The following is a 19,706-nucleotide window of genomic DNA, read 5'->3' on the forward strand; positions in this document are numbered from 1 at the left end:
TCTAAACTCAAACGTTAACGCTTGGTTTTGCTATTTCAACATCTGCTTGGACGTGAGCCGAGTTGGCTCGTCCGCTTGGATCTTGATTTTCTTGCCATTTTGGTATCCATTTGCGCACGGTTTGTGCGGCACTGACTTGTGGATAATATTTATGGAAAATAGTTCTGTAGTAATAAGCTTCTTTCGTTGCCGGAGTATTGTACGGGAATAATGCTGCAGCTTGTTCCATCTGCTCATCGGTAACTTGGGCTGCACAATATTCGATTAAAGTGTCAATCCAGTTATAACCTACTCCATCGGAGAATTGCTCTTTCTGACGCCACAAGACCTCATCAGGAAGGTATGGCTGTTCCGGTGTATCGAATGCTTTTCTTAAAATATATTTTTCCTTTCCATCGTAAGTCTTAGGCTGCTTTTCTTCGCCTTTAATTTTCATGGCAACATCTAAGAACGCTTTGTCTAAAAACGGCACTCGTGCTTCTAATCCGTGTGCCATGGTTGATTTATCGGCACGTAGTAAATCGGCTGTAAATAATTTTTGCACTCTTTCGATGGTTTCTTTGGTAAAATCTTCGGTACTTGGCGCATTTCTGAAGTACAAATACCCACCAAAAACTTCATCAGCACCTTCGCCCGAAAGTACCACTTTAATCCCCATATCCGTAATCGCCTTAGACAAAAAATACATTGGCGTACTGGCTCTTACAGAGGTTACGTCATAGGTTTCCAGATGCCAAATCAATTTATCCAAAATCTCAATTCCTTGCTCAATCGTAAAGTGGATTTCATGGTGTGTAGTCCCTAAAAAATCCGCTACTTTTCTAGCAGCTTTGGCATCCGGCGCATCTGCATCTAAACCTATAGAAAATGAGTGTAACTCTTTTCCTTTTTCTTTTAACAACCGTGCCGCAATAGCTGATGTTAATGACGAGTCTAATCCGCCCGAAAGTAAAACGCCAATTGGCACATCACTCATTAATCTTTTGCGTGTGGCTTCGGTTAAAGCTTCTCTTAAAGCAGTATAATCAACCTCAGTATCACAAGCTGTATAATCTTCGTATTCTGGAGTATAGTATTTCACAAAACCGGTTTCTGCGGTATAATAATGCCCCGGAGGAAAGGTGGAAAACGTTTTACACTGATCGGCAATCGGTTTCATTTCAGAAGCAAAATACATTCTTCCTCTTTCATCTACTCCATAATATAAAGGTTTTACACCCAGCGGATCACGTCCGGCAATATAATCATCGCCATCAATCACCACAAAAGCAAAATCACCATCTAATAAATGAACAAAATCATAACCAAACTTCTCATACAAATGCACTATGACTTCTGAATCCGATTTAGAACGGAAGACATGATCTTTCAAAATTGTATCTCTCAACTCTTGGTGATTGTATATTTCGCCATTATGAACCATCCAAGCCGTGCTACAACCTTGAATAGGCTGTCTTCCGGAATGCAGGTCAATAATCGACAAACGCTCGTGGCTTAATATATGCCCGTTCTCCGTAACATGGATATCACTTTCATCAGGTCCGCGATGCGACATTCTTTTCGAAAGTTGCTTCACCAATTGCTCGTCTTTTCCTTTTCCTATAATGGCTAATATTCCGCACATAATCGTATTCTTTAATTCTTTATTGTTTATTTGATAAAGCAAAAGTGCTATATTTGTTTCAATACTAAAATTAAAAAGTGATAATTAGTTTTAATTTTAAACTAAATGAAGAGATAAAAGATATTTATGAAAGTAACAACATTAAAAAATGAGAAGTCTGATTAAAGAATGTAAAAAAAGCTGTCAATTGACAGCTTTTAAATATTAGTTCAAGTCGATTTTATTGACGACGTAATCAGGCAATTTTGATATGGAGACTTTAAGTTTTTCCATATTTGTCTTTTGATGGTTCTCATCTTCTAGATTATGATTGTAATTGCGAAAAAGGTAGTAAACCAACAACCTATTGTAGGTATCCAATTCATTGTCTTCAATCATAGCCAAAGCCCTATTTTCAAATTCGGTTTTATTTTTACTTTCAGACAAAGCCCTTCCTAATCGGTTTATACTCCCAAAATAATGATTCTCTGCCGGATTCTCCAATCTTAGGGAAATTCCAAACAACAAGTCGAGTACATTAATCTCTAAATCTTCTATTTCTCTGATGTAAGTACTTCTGCCTTGTTGCGCCCAACTACCATCACTCACTCTGTCGAAGCGATCATTCATAATATTGAGGTGTGATTGTAAAAAGATTTCCCATTTGGTCGTTTCAGCAGAAAGAATGGCAATACTTAACGCATGCCTTCTCGGACTGTCATCCATGCTACAACCACCAACTACTCTTCGGTTTCGTTTCAGTTCCAGTTCGGCTTCTTTTGAAATATACAATCCGACATATTCTTCAAATTGGTCTTCGGAAGCGCTGTTGATTTTAGCTTCAGCATAAGCCTCTAATAATTTGGGCATGAAATTAGGATCATTGTTTTTTAAAGAATCTATTCTTGTCAATCTTGAAGATTCCCATATATCCATTTTTTCTCCGAACTTTTCAAACTCTTTTTCGATTACAACCGCTCTTTTTTCTCTTTCTAACCGTTCCTTCTTGCTGAGTTTTTTGTTAGGCCTTTCAAAATCGATAGTATCCATACCCATAATAACATCAAATTTCTCGTTATCAAATTCGGGCCTTTTCAAAACCTTTTCGACATAATCATTAAACGCTCTGGGCTTATTGGGAACAGACTCATCATAATAACGATAAGTCTTTTTGGCATTTTCATTGAATATGGTGGCTGTGGTATCAATCAAACAATCTGAATATTGAATAAGCTTTGAATATTTTTGAGGTAAAAGCAAGGATTCGAATGGCTTTACTAGATAATAAGCGTTGATTCCTTCACCTGAGTATTTACCTTTTTCATTATAATCATAAATCCAATTGCCATGGATTACTTCGGATTCGTTTTGGTCTCTAAAATAGAAGTTGAAATTGTCTCTTTCAGAAAGCTCCAAATTGAAAAACTCAAGCACACTCTTATTGTCATAATCTTTGTACTGATTGGCAATTACTACCAATTTTTCTACCACTTTGGTCTTTGGATACTTTTTGATAAAATCATCAAAAGATATATTCTTTTCAATATCAGCTTTGGCTTCTTTGGCTTTATTTCCATCCAAAGAAAGGTGATGTGCAATGGCTTGACGGTTTGAATAATACTTCTTACTCAAATCACAAACTTTAAACTTAAGATTAAGGGAATCAACAATACGCTTTAATTTGCTCATTGAGGTTTCGGAGTAAATTAATCCGTTGTCATGCAATTTAAACTCTGAGTACTGGGCTTTTATTTGGCTAATAACAAATAAAAAAACAATGATTAGTTTGACTTTCATAATACACTATTTTAGGGTTAGACTTACTCAACAAAATCAATCGTATAGTTTTTCCCTTGGAGTTCAAATGCATACCCAACTTTATTTCCCATCAATTGGCTTCCCAAAGGTGATTGTGGAGAAACCGCAAAAATGGTTTTGTCATTGAGGCTGATTTTCGGCAAAGCTGTCGAAATGAAAAGTGTCATTCCGTTCACTGTGACCAAACTTCCTAAGGCAATAACTTTGTGGGTAATAGTGTCATCAATAGCGTTTAGTATTTTTTTTTGTTCTAGTATTTCTTTGAGTTTGTAATTGAGTTTCTCTTGTTCCAAATGCATCATCGACAATGCCGTTTCGTGCTTATCTCCGGCCGATCCTTTGGCATCATTTTGCGCATCAATGGTCAAACCGGAAATCATATCTTGAAACACATCAATTCGGTCTTGTACTAACTGTTTGTAATAATGAAGAACTTGTTGTTTCATTGCAGATTTTTGGATTACTAGACTTCTTAGATGGTTAGATTTTATCTAAGTCAGTCTAAGAAGTCTAACTGTCTAATTATCTAAAAATCAAATTTATAACTCGCGCCACCAAGTACTTGCAATCCTTGCACCGGAAAGTTTAACCAGCGTTGGTAATCTTGGTTGGCCAAATTGTTTCCTTTTAAGAAAAACGTCAAGCGTTCTGAATGTTTGTAACCCACATGGGCATTCAAATCAAAATAACTGTCTAAGGTTACTATTTTGTCCTCAACCGGAGGCAAAGACAAGAAGGCAAAATGAGCAAAATCTTTTCTTTCACCTACAAAAAATAAACTCGTTCCGGCGAACCATTTTGGGGTTATATTTACCTCTAAACTAGTGCTCACTTTCAAACTCGGCAAATTCCAAGCTTCACTTTCAACATCGGTTGAATAACTGCTGAAAGTTCCGTTAATCCCGAAAGTCATGTTTTTAGTGAAATCAGCTTTTAATTCCCCAAAGAAACTTACTGTTTTTAATTGGTCATAAACCACCTTAAAGGAATTACCGTATTGATAGCCTTCGGTGCCAATAAGTTCTTCATATCCATTGCTTTTGAAAAGAGCTCTGTTGTCTTCGTTCGTGTAAGAGCCGCGAATGTTATAACTTACACTGTTGGCTAGTTTGCCTTTCAAACCGGCATAAACATCATATTTCTGATCGGTTGGTGCTACGATTAACGTTGGTGACACAAAGAAATTCTCCTGTACAAAATCGTGATAAGAATTTTGCTTTAATCCGCCTTCAACACCGGCATAAAAAATCATTAAATCGCCTACAACTTTATAGGAACCTGTAATTTGCGGATAGATAAAGAACTTGCTCTCACCTTGCTCTTGTGCCGCACTGTAAAAGAAACCTACTCCCGCATTCACGGTCAAATCGTCTTTTTGGATTCTGATACTGGGTTGGAAACCAACATTTGCAAAACCATATTTATAACCTGCATTTCCAACCATATTTTTGTCGAAAGACCCGCTGATATAATCCAAGATAAAATTGGCTTTTATTTTTTGCTCTACGATATCAAATTCTAAGGATGGTTTGGCTACAAAACGATTTTCTGCCGAACCGAAAGCATCCCAAAAACGACTGAATTTCACCGAGCTTTCTTTTAAAACACTATTCAATCCCAATCTTCCGCCTACATATAAAGTGTGATACGTTTGTTGCTCATCAATAGTTTCAATAGTGGCATCGGTTAATGTTCCCGGATAGAAGCCATACCAATTGTAGATTTGATTCTTATAGCCTAAATCGGCATTCCAATTCATGGCTTTGGTTCTGCTACCATAAGTTAAATCTAAGGCCGTATTCATGAACTTATCATCTAAGACTACGTCTTTAATACCGCCTTGAGACGAACTGTGGCGCAACATTCCACCGAAATAATCGGTATTGCTGACATTTTCGGTAACGAATAATTCAACGTTGGCTGTTCCGTAATTTCCGGCAGCAAGAGTCAAATAATTACTGAATATTTTCTCTTCGGGTGATTTGTCTACATTGGCGGCTTTTCCTTTAGAAGGCGCAAAAGTAGATGCAACGGGGAAAGAAAAAATATTGTATTTAATATTTTCTTTTTTCTGTGTTTCTTCGTCGTCCAACGTTGGTGTTTCTTTTACTTTAAAAGCATCGGAAATGGTTGGCGTATAAGGTTTCACGACGTTTACGACTTCGGTTCCAATATTGTCGTCTTTTTTTTGTCCAAAAGAAATTTGGGTCAAAAAAAGAATAGCTGCTATATATTTTACTTGTTTCATATCTATTTATGATTCAGGGAGATTTATTCGGTTATTGAAGAATTCGTTTTGGCGGCTTCGCCTTTGATAAAATCTAATTCTGTTTGTGCTTCTGCTACTACATCTTCGAAAGAAGCAAAGTTTTTAATCACGCTGTCTAAGATAGAAGTCGCGCTGAAATTATCCTTCATTTGGTAATAGTTTTTGGCCATTACAATCAAACCTTTGGCACCAAAATATTTATAACCCGAATAGTCTTTGGCCAATTTCTGAACTGTTTTATTCGACTCTTCATATTTGCCGTCTTTGTTTTTAAAGTAGGCATCGTAATACAAAGCTTCAGCGGCTAATTCTCCTTTGGCTATTGTTAACAATTTGGCATAAGCCGAACGCGCTTTCACTTCATCATTCACTTGAATCGCAGCACGCGCGACGATAATCTGTGCATCGCTTTTTACCTTGTTATCGGTTTTTGGATTGGCCAATACTTTATCGGCGTAAACCACGGCATTGGCGTAATCCTTTTGGTCGTAATACACACGCATTAAATTGGCTTGCGCAAAAGTCACGTTTTGCGGAAAATCGGCTTCGGTTTCTAAACGTTTTAAGATTGGAGCGGCTTTTGTATAATCGCTTTTCTTTAAATGAATTTCGGCCAAACGCGCTAATGATTGTTCGGTGAACTCATTTCTCGATTTACTAATTACATATTCATAACCCGCAACCGAATTGCTTTCCAAACCGTCAGCATAATAAGATTGTGCCAAATAGAAATTGGCTTTCAAAGCGTGAATCCCATTAGGGAATTTGGAAACATAACCGCTCAAACTTGAAATCGCTTGTTTGGTATTGTTTTGTAAATATTGCTTTTCTGCGGCTTCGTAAGTATCGTTGTCCAATTCGGCATCCGAAACTTCTACGAAATCTAACGTTCTCACCCAAGAGGCATATTCATCTACTTTTCCATTGTCCATATAAATCAAGCGTGCGGTTGAAACAGCCTCTAAAGCTTCCGGAGTTCTGGGATAATCGGCGGCTACTTTTTTGAATTTGGCAATGGCTTGTTCGTCTTTTTGGGCGTTGTAATATACCAAACCCTGACGCAAAACTGCTTTTGAAGCAAACGAACCGTTTTTGAATTCGCTCAACAATTGGTCATAAGTTTTTACGGCCAAATCGGTTTTGTTTTCGGCTACATAAGTATTTCCTAACTCGAATAAAGCATCGTCGCGGTATTGTGAAGTTTTGAAATTTTGCAAAAACTTATTGAAGTCTTCAATCTTTTTGTCGTTTCGCGAAACAAAGCCATAACTCAAAGCTTTTTGGAACGCGGCATAATCGGCGTCAATGCCTTTCATTTCGATAGCTTTGTTGTAAGCATCCATAGCCGGCCAATACTTGGAAGTCACAAAACGCGAATCGCCTAAACGCAAGTAAGCATCATTCAAACGCACTCTGTCGTCTTTGTTGGCATCAATAAAACTTTGGAAATAATCTCCGGCCTGACTGTATTCTTTTTGCTTGAAATAAGCGTAAGCTATGTTGTAATTAATGTTTTTGTTTTCCGGCGTATTTTTCGCTTCAGCGTAACCTGCAAACTGTTTGAAACTCAACAAAGCTTCATTGAAATTATCCAAAACATATTCTGTTTCGCCTTTCCAGAAAGTCGCTCTGGCGGTGAACTTTTCGTTTCTTGGTGTAGCAATTGACTTTTTGAACATTGCCAACGCATCTTTGTAGTTTCCATCAGTATACAATTCGATACCGCGATAGAAGGTTACTTTTTGGTAAGCTGCTTTGTTGGCTTCGGTATTGTTTTTTTCCAATAATGTCAACGCGTCTTTGTAATTTTTAGAAGTGATATAGGAATTGATTAGCAATGTCTCAATTTCGGTTTTACTCGGCGAATTTGGGTATTTGGCCAAAAATGCGGACAAGACATCGGGAACCGATTGGTAAGAGTTACCAATTTCGTAGCTCAATTTGGCATAATTCAAATTGGCATCTTCTTGAATTTGTTTGTCGAAATCCATTTCAGAAGCGCTTTTGAATGCGTTTAACGCTTGTTGCTTTTTATCGGTTTTGAAATAGCACTCACCTAAATGGTAATAACCGTTTTGGGCTACAAAGTCTTTACCGTCAATAATTTTATTGAATTGCAAAATGGCGTTTTCATAGTCTTTCTGCATGTAGTAAGTGTAACCCAATTGGTAATAATCGGTATTACTCCATTTGCCTTTTTTGCCACGGTATTCTTTTAAATATGGTAAAGCTTTGTCATACTGTTTCAAGTTGAAATAACTTTCACCTATAATTTTATTCAATTCTGATTTTTCTGAGGCATTCGAATTGGGCATCGCTACCAAACCGGCATCGATAGCCTTTTGGAATTCACCCGATTTAAAGTGCATATCGGCTTTGAAATAAGACAATTTCTCTTTGTACTTTTCTTCATCGGAAACCTGTTCGAAATACTTGTTGGCTTCCTGGTAATTGTCGCCTTCATAAGCCATAAAACCTAAGTAATATTTCGCTTGCGAACCATATTCTTTAGAATTAACTACTTTGTTAAAATAACTGGTTGCTTCTTTTTTATTGCCTGCCGTAAAATAAGCATAACCTTTTTGGAACGTAAATTTTTCAGTTTGCTCGTAAGTCAACGCACTTTCGTCAACTTTATCAAAATATTGTAAAGCCTGAGGAAACTTCCCTTGCTCAAAATAATACTGCGCCACTTCAATATAAGCTTGGTTGGTTTTTGAACTGGTTGGATGGTCAGCAACGAATTTTTCCATCAATTCGTCGGCGTTATTTTGGTTCAAATGAATAGCGCAATTGGCGATGTAATAAGCACAATCGGCTTGAACATCTTCTGCGGTATTGTCTTGTTTAACCCTTTCAAAAAGAATTTGTGCCGATTGGTATTGCTTGTCTTTATACAACGCAATCGCTTTGTCAAAATCGGATAACTGATGGGTGTAAATAGCAGATTGTTGGGCTGAAACTGTTGAAAATCCTCCAACAGTCAGTAGAAAACATAACATTAAAACGCTTCGCATGGTTTTTATTTTTACTTATCCAAAAATATTACTCTATACCCTATAACGTAAAAACTATACCATTTATTATAAACATTGTTTTAAACAATTTTTTTTAGGGGAAAGAGAAGAGATAATAGATAAAGAGGTGATTGACATTCTATTTGAAATGAGTCTATTATCTATCCGTCTCTCATCTATTATCTCAATTAGAAAAATATATTTTGAAATCAAGCTTTATCTTTATTACTTTTACCCAATAAACCCAATTACTCATGTCAGAAGCAGTTTTATCTTTAAAAAACGTAACGATTTATCAGGAAAACAAAGTCATTTTATCCCAAATTAACTTGGAAGTAAAAGAAGGCGAATTCCTTTATATCATTGGTAAGACCGGTACAGGCAAGAGTAGTTTCATGAAAACCTTATACGGTGACTTGCCTTTGACAGAAGGAACCGGAAGCATCGTAGGCTATAATTTAGTGAATTTGAAAGAAGATGATATTCCGTTTCTGAGAAGAAAAATCGGGATTGTATTTCAGGATTTTCAATTATTGTTAGACCGAAGTGTTAATGAAAACATGCTGTTTGTTTTAAAAGCTACCGGTTGGACCGACCAAAAAGCCATGCAAGACAAGATTGACGATGTTTTGGAACGAGTAGGTTTAAAAGGCATTGCCAATAAAATGCCACACCAACTTTCGGGCGGAGAACAACAAAGAGTAGCTATCGCAAGAGCTTTGTTGAATGATCCTGAGTTAATTTTGGCCGATGAACCTACCGGAAATCTTGACCCGCAAACCAGTGCGGAAGTATTGAGTGTATTGAAAAAAATCAATGAAAACGGAAAAACGGTAATCATGGCCACTCACGACTATGCTTTGTTGATGAAATTCCCGTCAAAGACTTTGAAGTGTGAAGATAATACTATTTTTGAAGTGGTTCAGAAAACCGTTTAACCCAATTCTTATCGCTTAAAAATTTAGCCGAAAGCAAAATCACAAAAGGGAAGGTCACCAAGTGAAACCGATCGCCTTGACCGCTGGATATGCCGGACAACAAGATGATGTATCCGACAAAAAAGGCCACGAAAAAGTAAAACTTGTCTTTTTTATAATATTTCAACCCAAAGTACAATGCGAGCAAAACGCCCAACAAGGTGAAAAACCTGTTTTGCCATTTGGTAGCGTCAAATACCATTGATTTCCAGTATGAAAAATTGCTTTTCTGTTGGTGATTTTTGAGATCAAAAACACTCGGATTTCCGGATTTCGAATTCTCTAAAAGATTATCAAAATAAGCTTTAACAACATTCGGAAAATTGTTTCGCAATTGCTGTTTGGCATCTTCCAAAGCCACTTTCTTTTGATCGGTAAAGTCTAGACTAAATAAATATTCCGCCCTGGGATTGTTGATTTGATGATAGGTTTTACCATTTTTAAAACAGTCTGCCTTGCTGAAAATATAATTGTGATATGTTACACCATCTATATAACTAATGGTGAAATCGCCATATTGGGCTTTCATTCCCACGACTTGAATGGCAATCATCAGCAAACTTCCGTAGATAAACACTATGCTTCTTGTCTTATAGTTGCCAATAATTTCTCGGATAAAAAACAACACAACCACAATGGCTAAAAACTTGGCGCCGGGTTTGACCAACATACTGGATAATAACAATGACAAGGACAAAGACAAATACCAAAACTTCTCGGTTTTATAATATCGGAACAACAAATAAAAAGCCATCATGATAAAGAAAACAAAGATGTTTTCGGTTAGTAAATGAAAATTCAGAACCACATTCCCGAAGATAAAAAAGGGCAAAACAGCAAAGACAAAAGCTACTCTTTCTGCTAAAAAATGCTTGATGATTTCAAACAACAGCAACGCCGTTCCTAACCAGCAAACACTATTTACCAGCAAACTCCATTGAAAAATTCCGGCATCGGAACTGCCAAATAAATATGGAATACCCGTGATAAATGCCATTACCATTGGTCGGTAATAATGTCCGGTAAACTTGAGATACATTTTTTGAGCCGATTCCAAATAATTATCACAATCCGGATAAATCAACGTTTGTTGGTCTAATTGCAAAAGAAAATTCAGCAGGGCCAACCAACACAAACCCACCAAAACAATGAGCAAATGATAGCGGTATTTTTTTAGCAAAACATTCAAATTATTGGTCTTTTTTATAAACATGCGGATTTTCCTTAATGCCTTTTTTAAACACTTTACGAATACACATTCTCAGGAAAGTATCGGTTCTCAGCACCAAATCGGTTATTTTATTTTCGGGCCGACCTCGAAATGAAGTCACGTGAAATCTATCCGAATCAAGTAATGGCTGTTGGGAAAAATAATAATTAGAAACACAACGGCGATAACCGTCAAAAACCACCGGCGAAACCGAGTGCAGTGAATTGTTGTGTGTTTCCATAATGACCAAACGATTGAATTTACTGTGAATGGTGATTTGCTTTTGCTCTAAACCGTTGGGCCAAAGCTCGAGATTGCCTCCATATTCTTCCTGCCAATCGGGTGTTACATAATACAGTAAATTGAGCACACGCCACAAATTGCGGTCTTTGTCATGTGAATTGTCTAAGTGCGGATTGAGAAACTGCTTCTTCCCCATCATCGAAATCCCGCCGGCGTATAAATGATCATCGGGAATTGGATTTTTGATGCCGCTGATTTCACCAATAATATCAACTATTCTTTGGTCTTGAAAGGCAAAAATAATTTCTTCCAACAAAGACTCGTATAAGTTCATTTGGGCCGCAACATATTTGTCTTCACGCAGGCTTTTTTTCAAAACCATTTGGTTAGGTTCAGGAAAAACTTGGGCTATTTTATGAGCAATGTTTTCCGGTAATAAATCATCAACAAAGAAATACCCAATATTGGAATCGGACTGTTCAAATTGAAATTTCAGCCTTTCTTTCTCCAGGTTAAGTTTCTCAAAAATAAGATTTGCTAAATCAATTCGGTTCATAGTGATAATATTGCCAAAAAATATATTTCTTTGTAAAGGTATTACTTAATTCTGTTTTTCTAAATGATTTCAATCCTTATTCCAACATACAATTTCAATACACTACCGCTGGTAGAAGAATTACACAAGCAGGCCGTTTTGGAAAATATTGATTTTGAAATCATTGTCGTTGATGATGCTTCCCCTATAAACGAAGTTACAGAAATTAATTCCAAAATTAACCTCTTGTCTCAATGTCGTTTTGAGCGTAATGAAACCAATTTAGGTCGAGGACAAAATCGGAATTTACTGATTTCAAAAGCCCAATATGATTGGGTATTATTGATGGATTGTGACATGTATCCGAAAAGCAAAAACTTTCTCAAAATTTATTTGAAAAGCCTGGCCAAAAGCAACAATAAAGTGGTTTTCGGTGGTTTGATTTACTTTGATGAGAAACCCAAAGATGATGAAGTATTGCGATGGATATTTGGCAAAAACAGAGAAGAAATTCCTTTGAAAAAAAGATTGTCAAATCCGTATCATTACACTTTAATTTCAAACATTTTGGTTCGAAAAGAAGTCTTGTTATCGCATCCTTTTGATAGAGATATATACCATTACGGCTATGAAGATATTGTCTTAATTTTAGGCTTAAAAAACCACCATATTCCGATTACCCATATTGAAAATCCGGCTTTTCACCTAAACTTGGAGAAATCAGCCGTTTTTTTAGAAAAGTTCCACTATTCACTCCAGAATTTAAAACAGATTATCGACAAAAAAATTATTCATCCAGAGGATACTACATTGACAAAAACCTATGTCAAGATAGAACAATTGAAATTGGTTGGTTTTGCGACTTTTCTTTTTAAAATCTTCAAGAAGTTATTTATCAAAAACTTACTGTCCAAAAACCCTTCGATATTCTTATTTGACCTTTATCGATTGGGGTATTTTTGCCAACTAAACCATCGCTGATGCCTTACTTTTCAATAGTCATACCGGTCTTTAACAAAGAAGAATTTGTGGGCAACACCTTGAAAAGTGTGCTGAGCCAAACCTTTTTCGACTATGAAATCATCATCGTTAACGACGGTTCAACAGACAACAGTGAAGCCATCATTAATTCATTTTCAGACGAAAGAATTCAGTATTTTTTTAAAAAAAATGAAGGCGTAGCCGCAGCGAGAAACTTCGGTATTGACAAGGCTAAAGGTGCGTTTATTTGTTTCTTAGATGCAGATGATTTTTGGCATCCCGATTTTTTGAAAACCACGCATAGCTACATTCAAAAATTTCCCGAGCAAAAAGTTTTTGCTTGTGCTATTGAAATTGAAACTCAAAACAAAACCTTTCCGGCAAATTATTCTATTGCTAAAAAAGGAGATTTTGAAATCGTTGATTTCTTTGACGCTAGTCAGAAAGAATGTGTGTTATGGACTTCAAGTGTCGTAATTCATAAAAGTGTTTTCGAAACGGTTGGAAATTTTGATACTAAAATTAAAAAAGGAGAAGATACCGAGTTGTGGATTCGCATAGGTTTGCAATATCCGATTGTATTTATTTGGAGAATTTTGGCGCGCTATGTTTATGATCAAAGTAGTGTTTCCCGTAATTTGAATTACTATTTCGAACCTTATACTTTTGAAAAATACGCTTCCGAAGAAAAGCAAAACCCAAAGCTGAAGCAATATTTAGATTTGAACCGATTTTCGGCTGTGATCAAATGCAAACTCAGTGGTGATATAAAAACTGCCAAAGCGATTTACAAACAAATTGATTTGGACACCATCGGCTGGAAAAAAGTAATTCTATTGCAATTACCGAGTATTGTTGTGAAATTTTTGGTGGTTTTTAAAAACTTTTTAGCCCAAATCGGTTTAGGAAAATCAGTTTTTAGATAGCAGAAAATCCTGGTAGTCCCGAATATAATCCGCTTCTTCAAAAACATCCGAAGCAATGACCAAACATACGGAACCCGAGGAAAAATTCTCCAACTCACGCCAAATGCCATTGGGAATCAACAAACCTTCATTGGGTTTGTTTAAAGTAACCGTTCTTTTAGTCTGACCATCGGTCAAAACTACATCAAAACTACCGCTCAAAGCCACTAAGAATTCCTGCTGTACTTTATGAGAATGACCACCGCGTTCCGCACCACTAGGCACATCATACAAATAATACACGCGTTTCATCGTGAATGGAATCACATCGCCTTCAATCACCGAAAGATTGCCGCGCGTGTCGTGGATTTTAGGAATATTCAGAATTTGGATGTCGGTTATTTTACTCATTTTGTATTTAATAATTCCTGCCATTGTTGGGCAATGGTTGTCAAAGATAAATGTTCTACACTTTTCTTAGCATTATTTTTACAGTTTTGGTACAAATTATTGTCTTCAAAGAGTTTTTTGATGGCTTCTGCCAAAGCTTGTTCATTGTGATTTTCAACCAACAATCCGTTAAAATTATTTTGAATAATCTCTTTCGGACCGGTTTCACAATCTACAGAAATCACCGGTGTCCCAACCGCTAACGACTCAACTATACTCAGGGGAAAACCTTCAAAATAACTCGTCAAAACTGTGCTGTGTGCGTGCTGAATGTATGGCGTTATATTTTTTTGAAACGGCAACATTTCAACGCTGTCGCTTAATTTGAGTATATCGATTTTGGCCAAAATAAAATCTTTGTCGGCACCATCTCCAATAATCACAAGCTTTACGCCATTTTCATAGACTTTTGATTTTGAGAAAGCTATTAAAAGCAAGGTAAAATTCTTGATGTTTTCTTCTAATCTGCCAAAAAACAACAAGTATTTTTCGGGTAAATGCTTTGGTTTTTCCATAACAGATTCCGTTACAACAACCGGATTGTAGATGGTTTGCGTATTGTTGAGTAGGTATTTATTTTTAATCGACTCTTCAATTCCTTTGGACACACATATCAGTTTTGTCGCATTTCGGTATAAATAATTCGCCCAAAAACAAGACTTTGGTATGTACATTTCCAGATTGGCACTGTGAATCATGAAATAAGTTTGGCGATTGCCATAAATCCATTTGGTGAAAATCTCGCGCAATATCATTGGTCGGGAACGATTGTCGATGATGGTATCAATCTTATTTTCTGCCAAATACTTTGCGATATATTTTCCTTTTTTAATGGCTCTGAAAATACCTTTTTCTTTAACAAATAACTTTCCTAAATTGACCAATTCACCTTCATAGTCATAATCGACAACATCCAAAATAATAAGATGATGCACTTCATAACCCAAATCCTGCAACATCATGCTCAACAAACCGGCAAAACGCTCAGCGCCGCCCACACCAAGTGAAGCGGAAACTATAGCTATTTTATGGTTGTTTTTCATTTCTTACTTATATTGCGGAGATATTTGTCAAATATAGAAATATATTAGTTTAATCATTAAAGGTTCTCGATACATCCCGATTAAAATCGGGATACTCGAACTGACGAAAGCAGAAAAAATGAAGATTTTACTCATTGGAGAATACAGTCGGCTACACAATTCTTTAAAAGAAGGTTTGCTTAAACTGGGAAATGACGTGACTCTCTTAGGTTTTAAAGATGGTTTCAAGGATTTTCCGGTCGATTTTCCTTTGGTTAAAAAATGGGATGATGGATTTTTGAAAAAAGTAAAATTGGCGGTTTTAAAACTGACCGGTTTTGATATTTCTTCTTACCTGACCTACAAACAATTCCAGGAAAACCAACAGCATTTTCAAGGGTTTGACGTAGTTCAACTCATTAATGAAAACAGTTTTTTTTGTGACTACAAACATGAAAAAAAGATCTTAAAATTCCTCTTCCAACACAATAAAAAAGTGTTCTTATTGTCTTGCGGTGATGATTATGTACATGTGAATTACAACTTCAATCATCCCGAAAATCCATCCGTTGTTCAGCCCTATTTGGCCGAAAAAATTGCTGACAACCATTTTTCGAATGTTTTAAAATTCAGAACCAAACCTTTTGAAAAACTGCACCATTACCTTTATCAAAACATAGCCGGTGTTATTGCTTCCGATTTGGATTATCACATTCCGTGGCAACACCATTCGAAGTATTTAGGACTGATTCCAAATCCGATAAACCTGAACAAGCTTCCTGAAAACATGCCTGAAATTGCTGACCGAGTAGTCATTTTTCATGGCATTAATCGGGAAAGTTATTTTAAAAAAGGCAATGATTTTTTTGAAAAAGCACTTGAAATTATCCAACAAAAATATCCCGACAATGTAACGGTTTTGGTTAGCGAAAATGTACCCTACAAGTCGTACATCAACAGTTATGACAAAGCGCATATTATATTAGACCAACTATACGGACACGATCAAGGTTATAATGCTTTGGAAGCAATGGCCAAAGGCAAAGTGGTTTTTACCAATGCAGAAGAATCTTTTGAAAAACATTACAACCTGAAAGAAAAAGTAGCTGTCAACGCCAAACCTGATGTGGATTATTTAGTCGAACAACTCTCCTTTTTGATTGAAAATCCGAATGAAATAAAGGCCATCGGAAAAAGAGCTCGAAATTTTATTGAAGCCGAACATGATTATTTGAAAATAGCCGAAAAGTATTTGGAAGTTTGGCGCTCAACAAACTAAAAAACAGTCTTTCTGAAATAGAATAATAAGGTCAGAAAGTAAACAAAATAAGTTACAGCATGTGCGATAACAGCACCTTCAACGCCATAAACTGAAATAAAATAAGTACTGGAAACCCAAAGCACTGTCAAGGAAAAAAGCTCGGTTACTAGGAAAGCTTTAGTCATTTTTTTGGCAAAAAACTGATAGCCGAGAATCAAAGACATCGCTTTGAAAGCATCACCGAGAAGTTGCCAAAAAAACAAAGCCGAAACCGGATGGAATGATTTGGTGAGTAAAATAGGGATAATCCAATCTTTGAGAAAATACAAGACGATTAATCCCAATAAAAAAACAGGAAATATGCCTTTATAGTAACTCCAAATTACTTTTTGGGTTTCCTGATTATCAGCAGACTTAGACAATTTCGGCAAAAAATAAACCGTAAGAATCGTGGATAGAAAAAGCAAATAATAAGACGATATTCTCGACATAGCTTCCCAATATCCGGCTTTATCATAGCCTAAATTCTGTATAATATTATTTCTGATTAAAAGGTAAACGATTGGCCCTAAAACTGCCGCCACCAAGGTCATCAATGAATATTCCGCTAAATTTTTAATGATGGCGAAATCAAACTCTTTTAGAGAAACTTTTAATAAAGCTATTTTAGAATTGACAAAAAACAAAGTAATAAAAAACAAAATGGCCGGTGCCATGATGACTGATAATAATGCCCCAAACTCCTGCCAATAACAGATTAAAGCAACCGACAAAAGCAAACCAAGAATATTTCCGTAAATATTGATTTTGATTACTTTCTTGAATTCTCCAAAACCATTTAAAACCGTAACCAAAAACAGCGAAGCGATATACCATGGCAAGCATAAAGCCAAAACTCTGAAAACCGATTGATACTTAAAATTAACTCCGAAGATTTTGTCATTCAAATAATCGGAAGTCCAAAAAAGAAAGCCTGAGAGCAATAGTGTAATCCCTAAAATCGAAATCACAACCGTAGATAAAAAAGTATTAATTTTTTGCGGTTCCTTCTCATATTCGGCAACATACTTGATGATGCCATTCTGAAAACCCAAAGTAGCAACACTCTCGATTGAGGTTACAAAATTCCTTAAATTACCCACCAATGCCATCCCTGAAGGACCGACAAAAAGCGCTATGACTTTTGAACTTACAAAGCCTACAACGATTTTTATCAACACGCTTATACTATTTAAAGAAGTTACTTTAAACAGTTCTTTTTGCCGTATTTCAGTAATAAACTTCAATTAGTATTGGTTTAAAATTTGAATCACATAACCAACTTCCTCTTCCGTCATTACCGGACTCAAAGGCAAACTTAAAACTTCCTGATGTATTTTTTCAGTGATCGGAAACGAAAGTGAATTCCATTGCGACAAAGCCTTTTGCTGGTGCGGCGGAACCGGATAATGAATTAAAGTTTCGATATCATTTTGCTTCAAATAATCCTGTAATGCTTGTCTGTTTTCCGTACGAATCACAAACAAATGAAAGACATGATTATCACTTCCATCCCAATAAGGTAAAGTAATTTTGTCGTTTTTGATTTCAGTCAAATACCGTTTAACAATGCTTTTTCGCGCTTCGTTTTCTTTATCCAAATGAGGCAATTTGACAGTCAAAAAAGCGGCTTGGAGTTCGTCTAAACGAGAGTTGACTCCGATAAATTCGTTGTAATATTTTTGTTCAGAACCATAATTTCGCAAAGCGAAAAGCACTTTGGCCAAAGCATCATCATTCGTTGTAATCGCACCGGCATCGCCTAACGAACCGAGGTTTTTCCCGGGATAAAAACTAAAGGCTGCGGCATTGGATAGATTTCCGGCTTTTACTTCTCCCATGGCTGCGCCGTGAGCTTGTGCCGAATCTTCAATTACCAACAAATTATGTTGCTTAGCGATGGCATTTATTTTATTCATTTCGGCCAATTGTCCGTAAAGATGAACCGCTAAAATAGCTTTGGTTTTGGAGGTTATTTTTTCAGCAATCAAATCCGGATTGAGGTTGTAGGTTTCCAATTTGGGTTCAACCAAAACCGGAACCAAATCGGCTTGCAGAACGGCTAAAATACTGGCAATATAAGTATTCGCCGGAACGATAACCTCATCGCCTTTTTGTAATTTTCCCAATTCGATATAGGCTTTAAAAATCAACACCATGGCATCTAATCCGTTGCCTACACCTATGCAATATTTTGCACCGCAGTACTGTGCAAAATTGCTTTCAAAAGCTTTAACTTCATCGCCTAAAACAAACCAACCTTTGTTTAAAACCTGTTGCATTTTCTCTTGAAAAGCAGCTTGATAAGGTAAATTGATTTTATGCAAGTCGAGGAATTTTATCATAGTGCAATTTGATATATATTTTGGTAATAAAGCCCACAACCCAATTCTTTTTTTTGATTTAAAAGACCTTCGTTGTAACCCAATTCGCTGTCGTCATCTACAGTTCCCATATCAAAATAATCAAAAGTTTCACTAAACCCTTCAATCAAATGTATGAAAAGATAATCGAGTGCTCGGTGTTTCTTTCCATTTTCGGTGGTCGCGCCATATTGGGATTTGACCACTTTTGGGGTTTTAAAAATAGTGATTCCGGCCAAAATTTCTTCATCGCGGTACAAATTGTATTGCTCAATATTTTGCGGGAATTTATGTTTTAAAAACGTTATTTCAGATAAGGTATGTAATGGTTTGGTATGGTATTTTTCAGCCAATAATGGCGTCAATACTTTGTCCCAAAAAGCGTCAAAATTGTCTTCTTTCTTTACAACCAAACCTTCAGATTGAAGCCTTCGGTAATGCTTTTTTTTGCTTTTGGAAATGGTATAAACGGATTTAAAATCTATGACGAGATTCATTTTTTTATCGGTGATTTTCGCGCCTTTTTCGATAAAAAAACCACCAAAATCAAGGGTTTCGGTTTGATGGTAAAACGGAAGCATTTCTTTGATGACAAGCAGCTTTTTCTTTTCTTTCTTTAAAAAATCAATTACGGCGGTATAAATCATTTCGAAAGCATCGCTTCCAACTGTTTGATTCAAAACAAAACCACCGTAAGTCAATCCGTTGTGAGAATAAACGCTATCTTCTACGCAATTGGCCGGAACAATTGAAATCAATTTTTCCCCTTCAAAAACCAACAAAGAATAGTCCTGAAACCTATCAGAATGGTATTCCATAAAATCCCGATGAAACAAAAAAGTCGCATTTTGGGCAGTGCCTACAAAAGCATTCCAAAGCAAAAAATCATCCGAATGATAGCGTCTTACAGTATAGTTTTTCACAGGTTGGGTTTAGACTTTGGAAAATTAAACATTTATTTTTTAATAGCATTCACTATACAAAAAATAAGAAATTCGAATTATTTACTTATT

The 19,706-nt window shown here is 36.2% G+C and carries 16 protein-coding genes; 4 read left to right on the top strand and 12 right to left on the bottom strand.

Features of this window, described 5'->3' with window-relative positions:
* Positions 1-7: 7 nt before the first annotated feature.
* The 5 genes from asnB to P7V56_RS12190 form a co-directional block, all read right to left on the bottom strand.
* Positions 8-1,624 (bottom strand): asparagine synthase B, encoded by a 1,617-nt coding sequence (gene asnB / locus P7V56_RS12170; protein WP_171222940.1) that lies wholly within the window; start codon positions 1,622-1,624, stop codon positions 8-10.
* Between the two features lie 204 nt (positions 1,625-1,828).
* Positions 1,829-3,400, bottom strand: a complete 1,572-nt coding sequence (locus P7V56_RS12175; protein ID WP_171222941.1) for a hypothetical protein — start codon at positions 3,398-3,400, stop codon at positions 1,829-1,831.
* A gap of 23 nt (positions 3,401-3,423) precedes the next feature.
* Positions 3,424-3,867: a GreA/GreB family elongation factor gene (locus P7V56_RS12180; RefSeq protein ID WP_171222942.1), complete on the bottom strand. Its 444-nt coding sequence runs from the start codon at positions 3,865-3,867 to the stop codon at positions 3,424-3,426.
* 80 nt (positions 3,868-3,947) lie between these two features.
* On the bottom strand, positions 3,948-5,669 hold the full coding sequence (locus P7V56_RS12185; RefSeq protein WP_171222943.1) for a TonB-dependent receptor: 1,722 nt from the start codon (positions 5,667-5,669) through the stop codon (positions 3,948-3,950).
* 23 nt (positions 5,670-5,692) lie between these two features.
* Positions 5,693-8,707: a tetratricopeptide repeat protein gene (locus P7V56_RS12190; RefSeq protein ID WP_171222944.1), complete on the bottom strand. Its 3,015-nt coding sequence runs from the start codon at positions 8,705-8,707 to the stop codon at positions 5,693-5,695.
* Positions 8,708-8,961: 254 nt separating this feature from the next.
* Here P7V56_RS12190 and P7V56_RS12195 point away from each other — a divergent pair, with 254 nt between their 5' ends.
* Complete coding sequence (locus tag P7V56_RS12195) at positions 8,962-9,645, top strand: cell division ATP-binding protein FtsE (RefSeq protein WP_171222945.1); 684 nt, start codon at positions 8,962-8,964, stop codon at positions 9,643-9,645.
* Here P7V56_RS12195 and P7V56_RS12200 read toward each other — a convergent pair.
* On the bottom strand, positions 9,614-10,897 hold the full coding sequence (locus tag P7V56_RS12200; RefSeq protein ID WP_171222946.1) for a glycosyltransferase family protein: 1,284 nt from the start codon (positions 10,895-10,897) through the stop codon (positions 9,614-9,616). The genes P7V56_RS12195 and P7V56_RS12200 overlap by 32 nt on opposite strands.
* Complete coding sequence (locus tag P7V56_RS12205) at positions 10,875-11,693, bottom strand: 2OG-Fe(II) oxygenase (RefSeq protein WP_171222947.1); 819 nt, start codon at positions 11,691-11,693, stop codon at positions 10,875-10,877. Before P7V56_RS12205 ends, P7V56_RS12200 begins: the two co-directional genes overlap by 23 nt.
* Positions 11,694-11,756: 63 nt before the next feature.
* On the opposite strand from P7V56_RS12205, the gene P7V56_RS12210 reads away from it, so the two are divergent.
* Positions 11,757-12,653 (top strand): glycosyltransferase family 2 protein, encoded by an 897-nt coding sequence (locus tag P7V56_RS12210; RefSeq protein WP_171222948.1) that lies wholly within the window; start codon positions 11,757-11,759, stop codon positions 12,651-12,653.
* Positions 12,653-13,579, top strand: coding sequence for a glycosyltransferase family 2 protein (locus tag P7V56_RS12215; RefSeq protein ID WP_171222949.1), 927 nt, complete (start codon positions 12,653-12,655; stop codon positions 13,577-13,579). The genes P7V56_RS12210 and P7V56_RS12215 overlap by 1 nt, the downstream gene beginning before the upstream one ends.
* Here the strand turns inward: P7V56_RS12215 and P7V56_RS12220 are convergent.
* Both P7V56_RS12220 and P7V56_RS12225 read right to left on the bottom strand, forming a co-directional pair.
* A complete protein-coding gene (locus P7V56_RS12220) occupies positions 13,565-13,969 on the bottom strand; it encodes a sugar 3,4-ketoisomerase (RefSeq protein ID WP_171222950.1) in 405 nt (134 codons plus the stop codon). The two genes, P7V56_RS12215 and P7V56_RS12220, sit on opposite strands and share 15 nt — an antisense overlap.
* Positions 13,966-15,051: a glycosyltransferase gene (locus tag P7V56_RS12225; protein ID WP_171222951.1), complete on the bottom strand. Its 1,086-nt coding sequence runs from the start codon at positions 15,049-15,051 to the stop codon at positions 13,966-13,968. Before P7V56_RS12225 ends, P7V56_RS12220 begins: the two co-directional genes overlap by 4 nt.
* A gap of 118 nt (positions 15,052-15,169) precedes the next feature.
* Between P7V56_RS12225 and P7V56_RS12230 the strand changes: the two genes are divergently transcribed.
* Positions 15,170-16,309, top strand: coding sequence for a glycosyltransferase (locus tag P7V56_RS12230; RefSeq protein ID WP_171222952.1), 1,140 nt, complete (start codon positions 15,170-15,172; stop codon positions 16,307-16,309).
* On the opposite strand, the gene P7V56_RS12235 is transcribed toward P7V56_RS12230, so the two are convergent.
* Genes P7V56_RS12235 through P7V56_RS12245 form a run of 3 tightly spaced genes read right to left on the bottom strand, consistent with a single transcriptional unit; the run spans position 16,306 to position 19,616 of the window.
* Positions 16,306-17,577 carry an O-antigen translocase gene (locus P7V56_RS12235; RefSeq protein ID WP_262887777.1) on the bottom strand — a complete coding sequence of 424 codons (1,272 nt, stop codon included), beginning with the start codon at positions 17,575-17,577 and terminating at the stop codon, positions 16,306-16,308. The two genes, P7V56_RS12230 and P7V56_RS12235, sit on opposite strands and share 4 nt — an antisense overlap.
* Complete coding sequence (locus P7V56_RS12240) at positions 17,578-18,675, bottom strand: DegT/DnrJ/EryC1/StrS family aminotransferase (RefSeq protein WP_171222953.1); 1,098 nt, start codon at positions 18,673-18,675, stop codon at positions 17,578-17,580.
* On the bottom strand, positions 18,672-19,616 hold the full coding sequence (locus P7V56_RS12245; RefSeq protein WP_171222954.1) for a GNAT family protein: 945 nt from the start codon (positions 19,614-19,616) through the stop codon (positions 18,672-18,674). Before P7V56_RS12245 ends, P7V56_RS12240 begins: the two co-directional genes overlap by 4 nt.
* Between the last annotated feature and the right edge of the window lie 90 nt (positions 19,617-19,706).

This window comes from Flavobacterium sp. IMCC34852, assembly GCF_030643905.1.
Taxonomy (GTDB): Bacteria; Bacteroidota; Bacteroidia; order Flavobacteriales; family Flavobacteriaceae; genus Flavobacterium; species Flavobacterium rivulicola.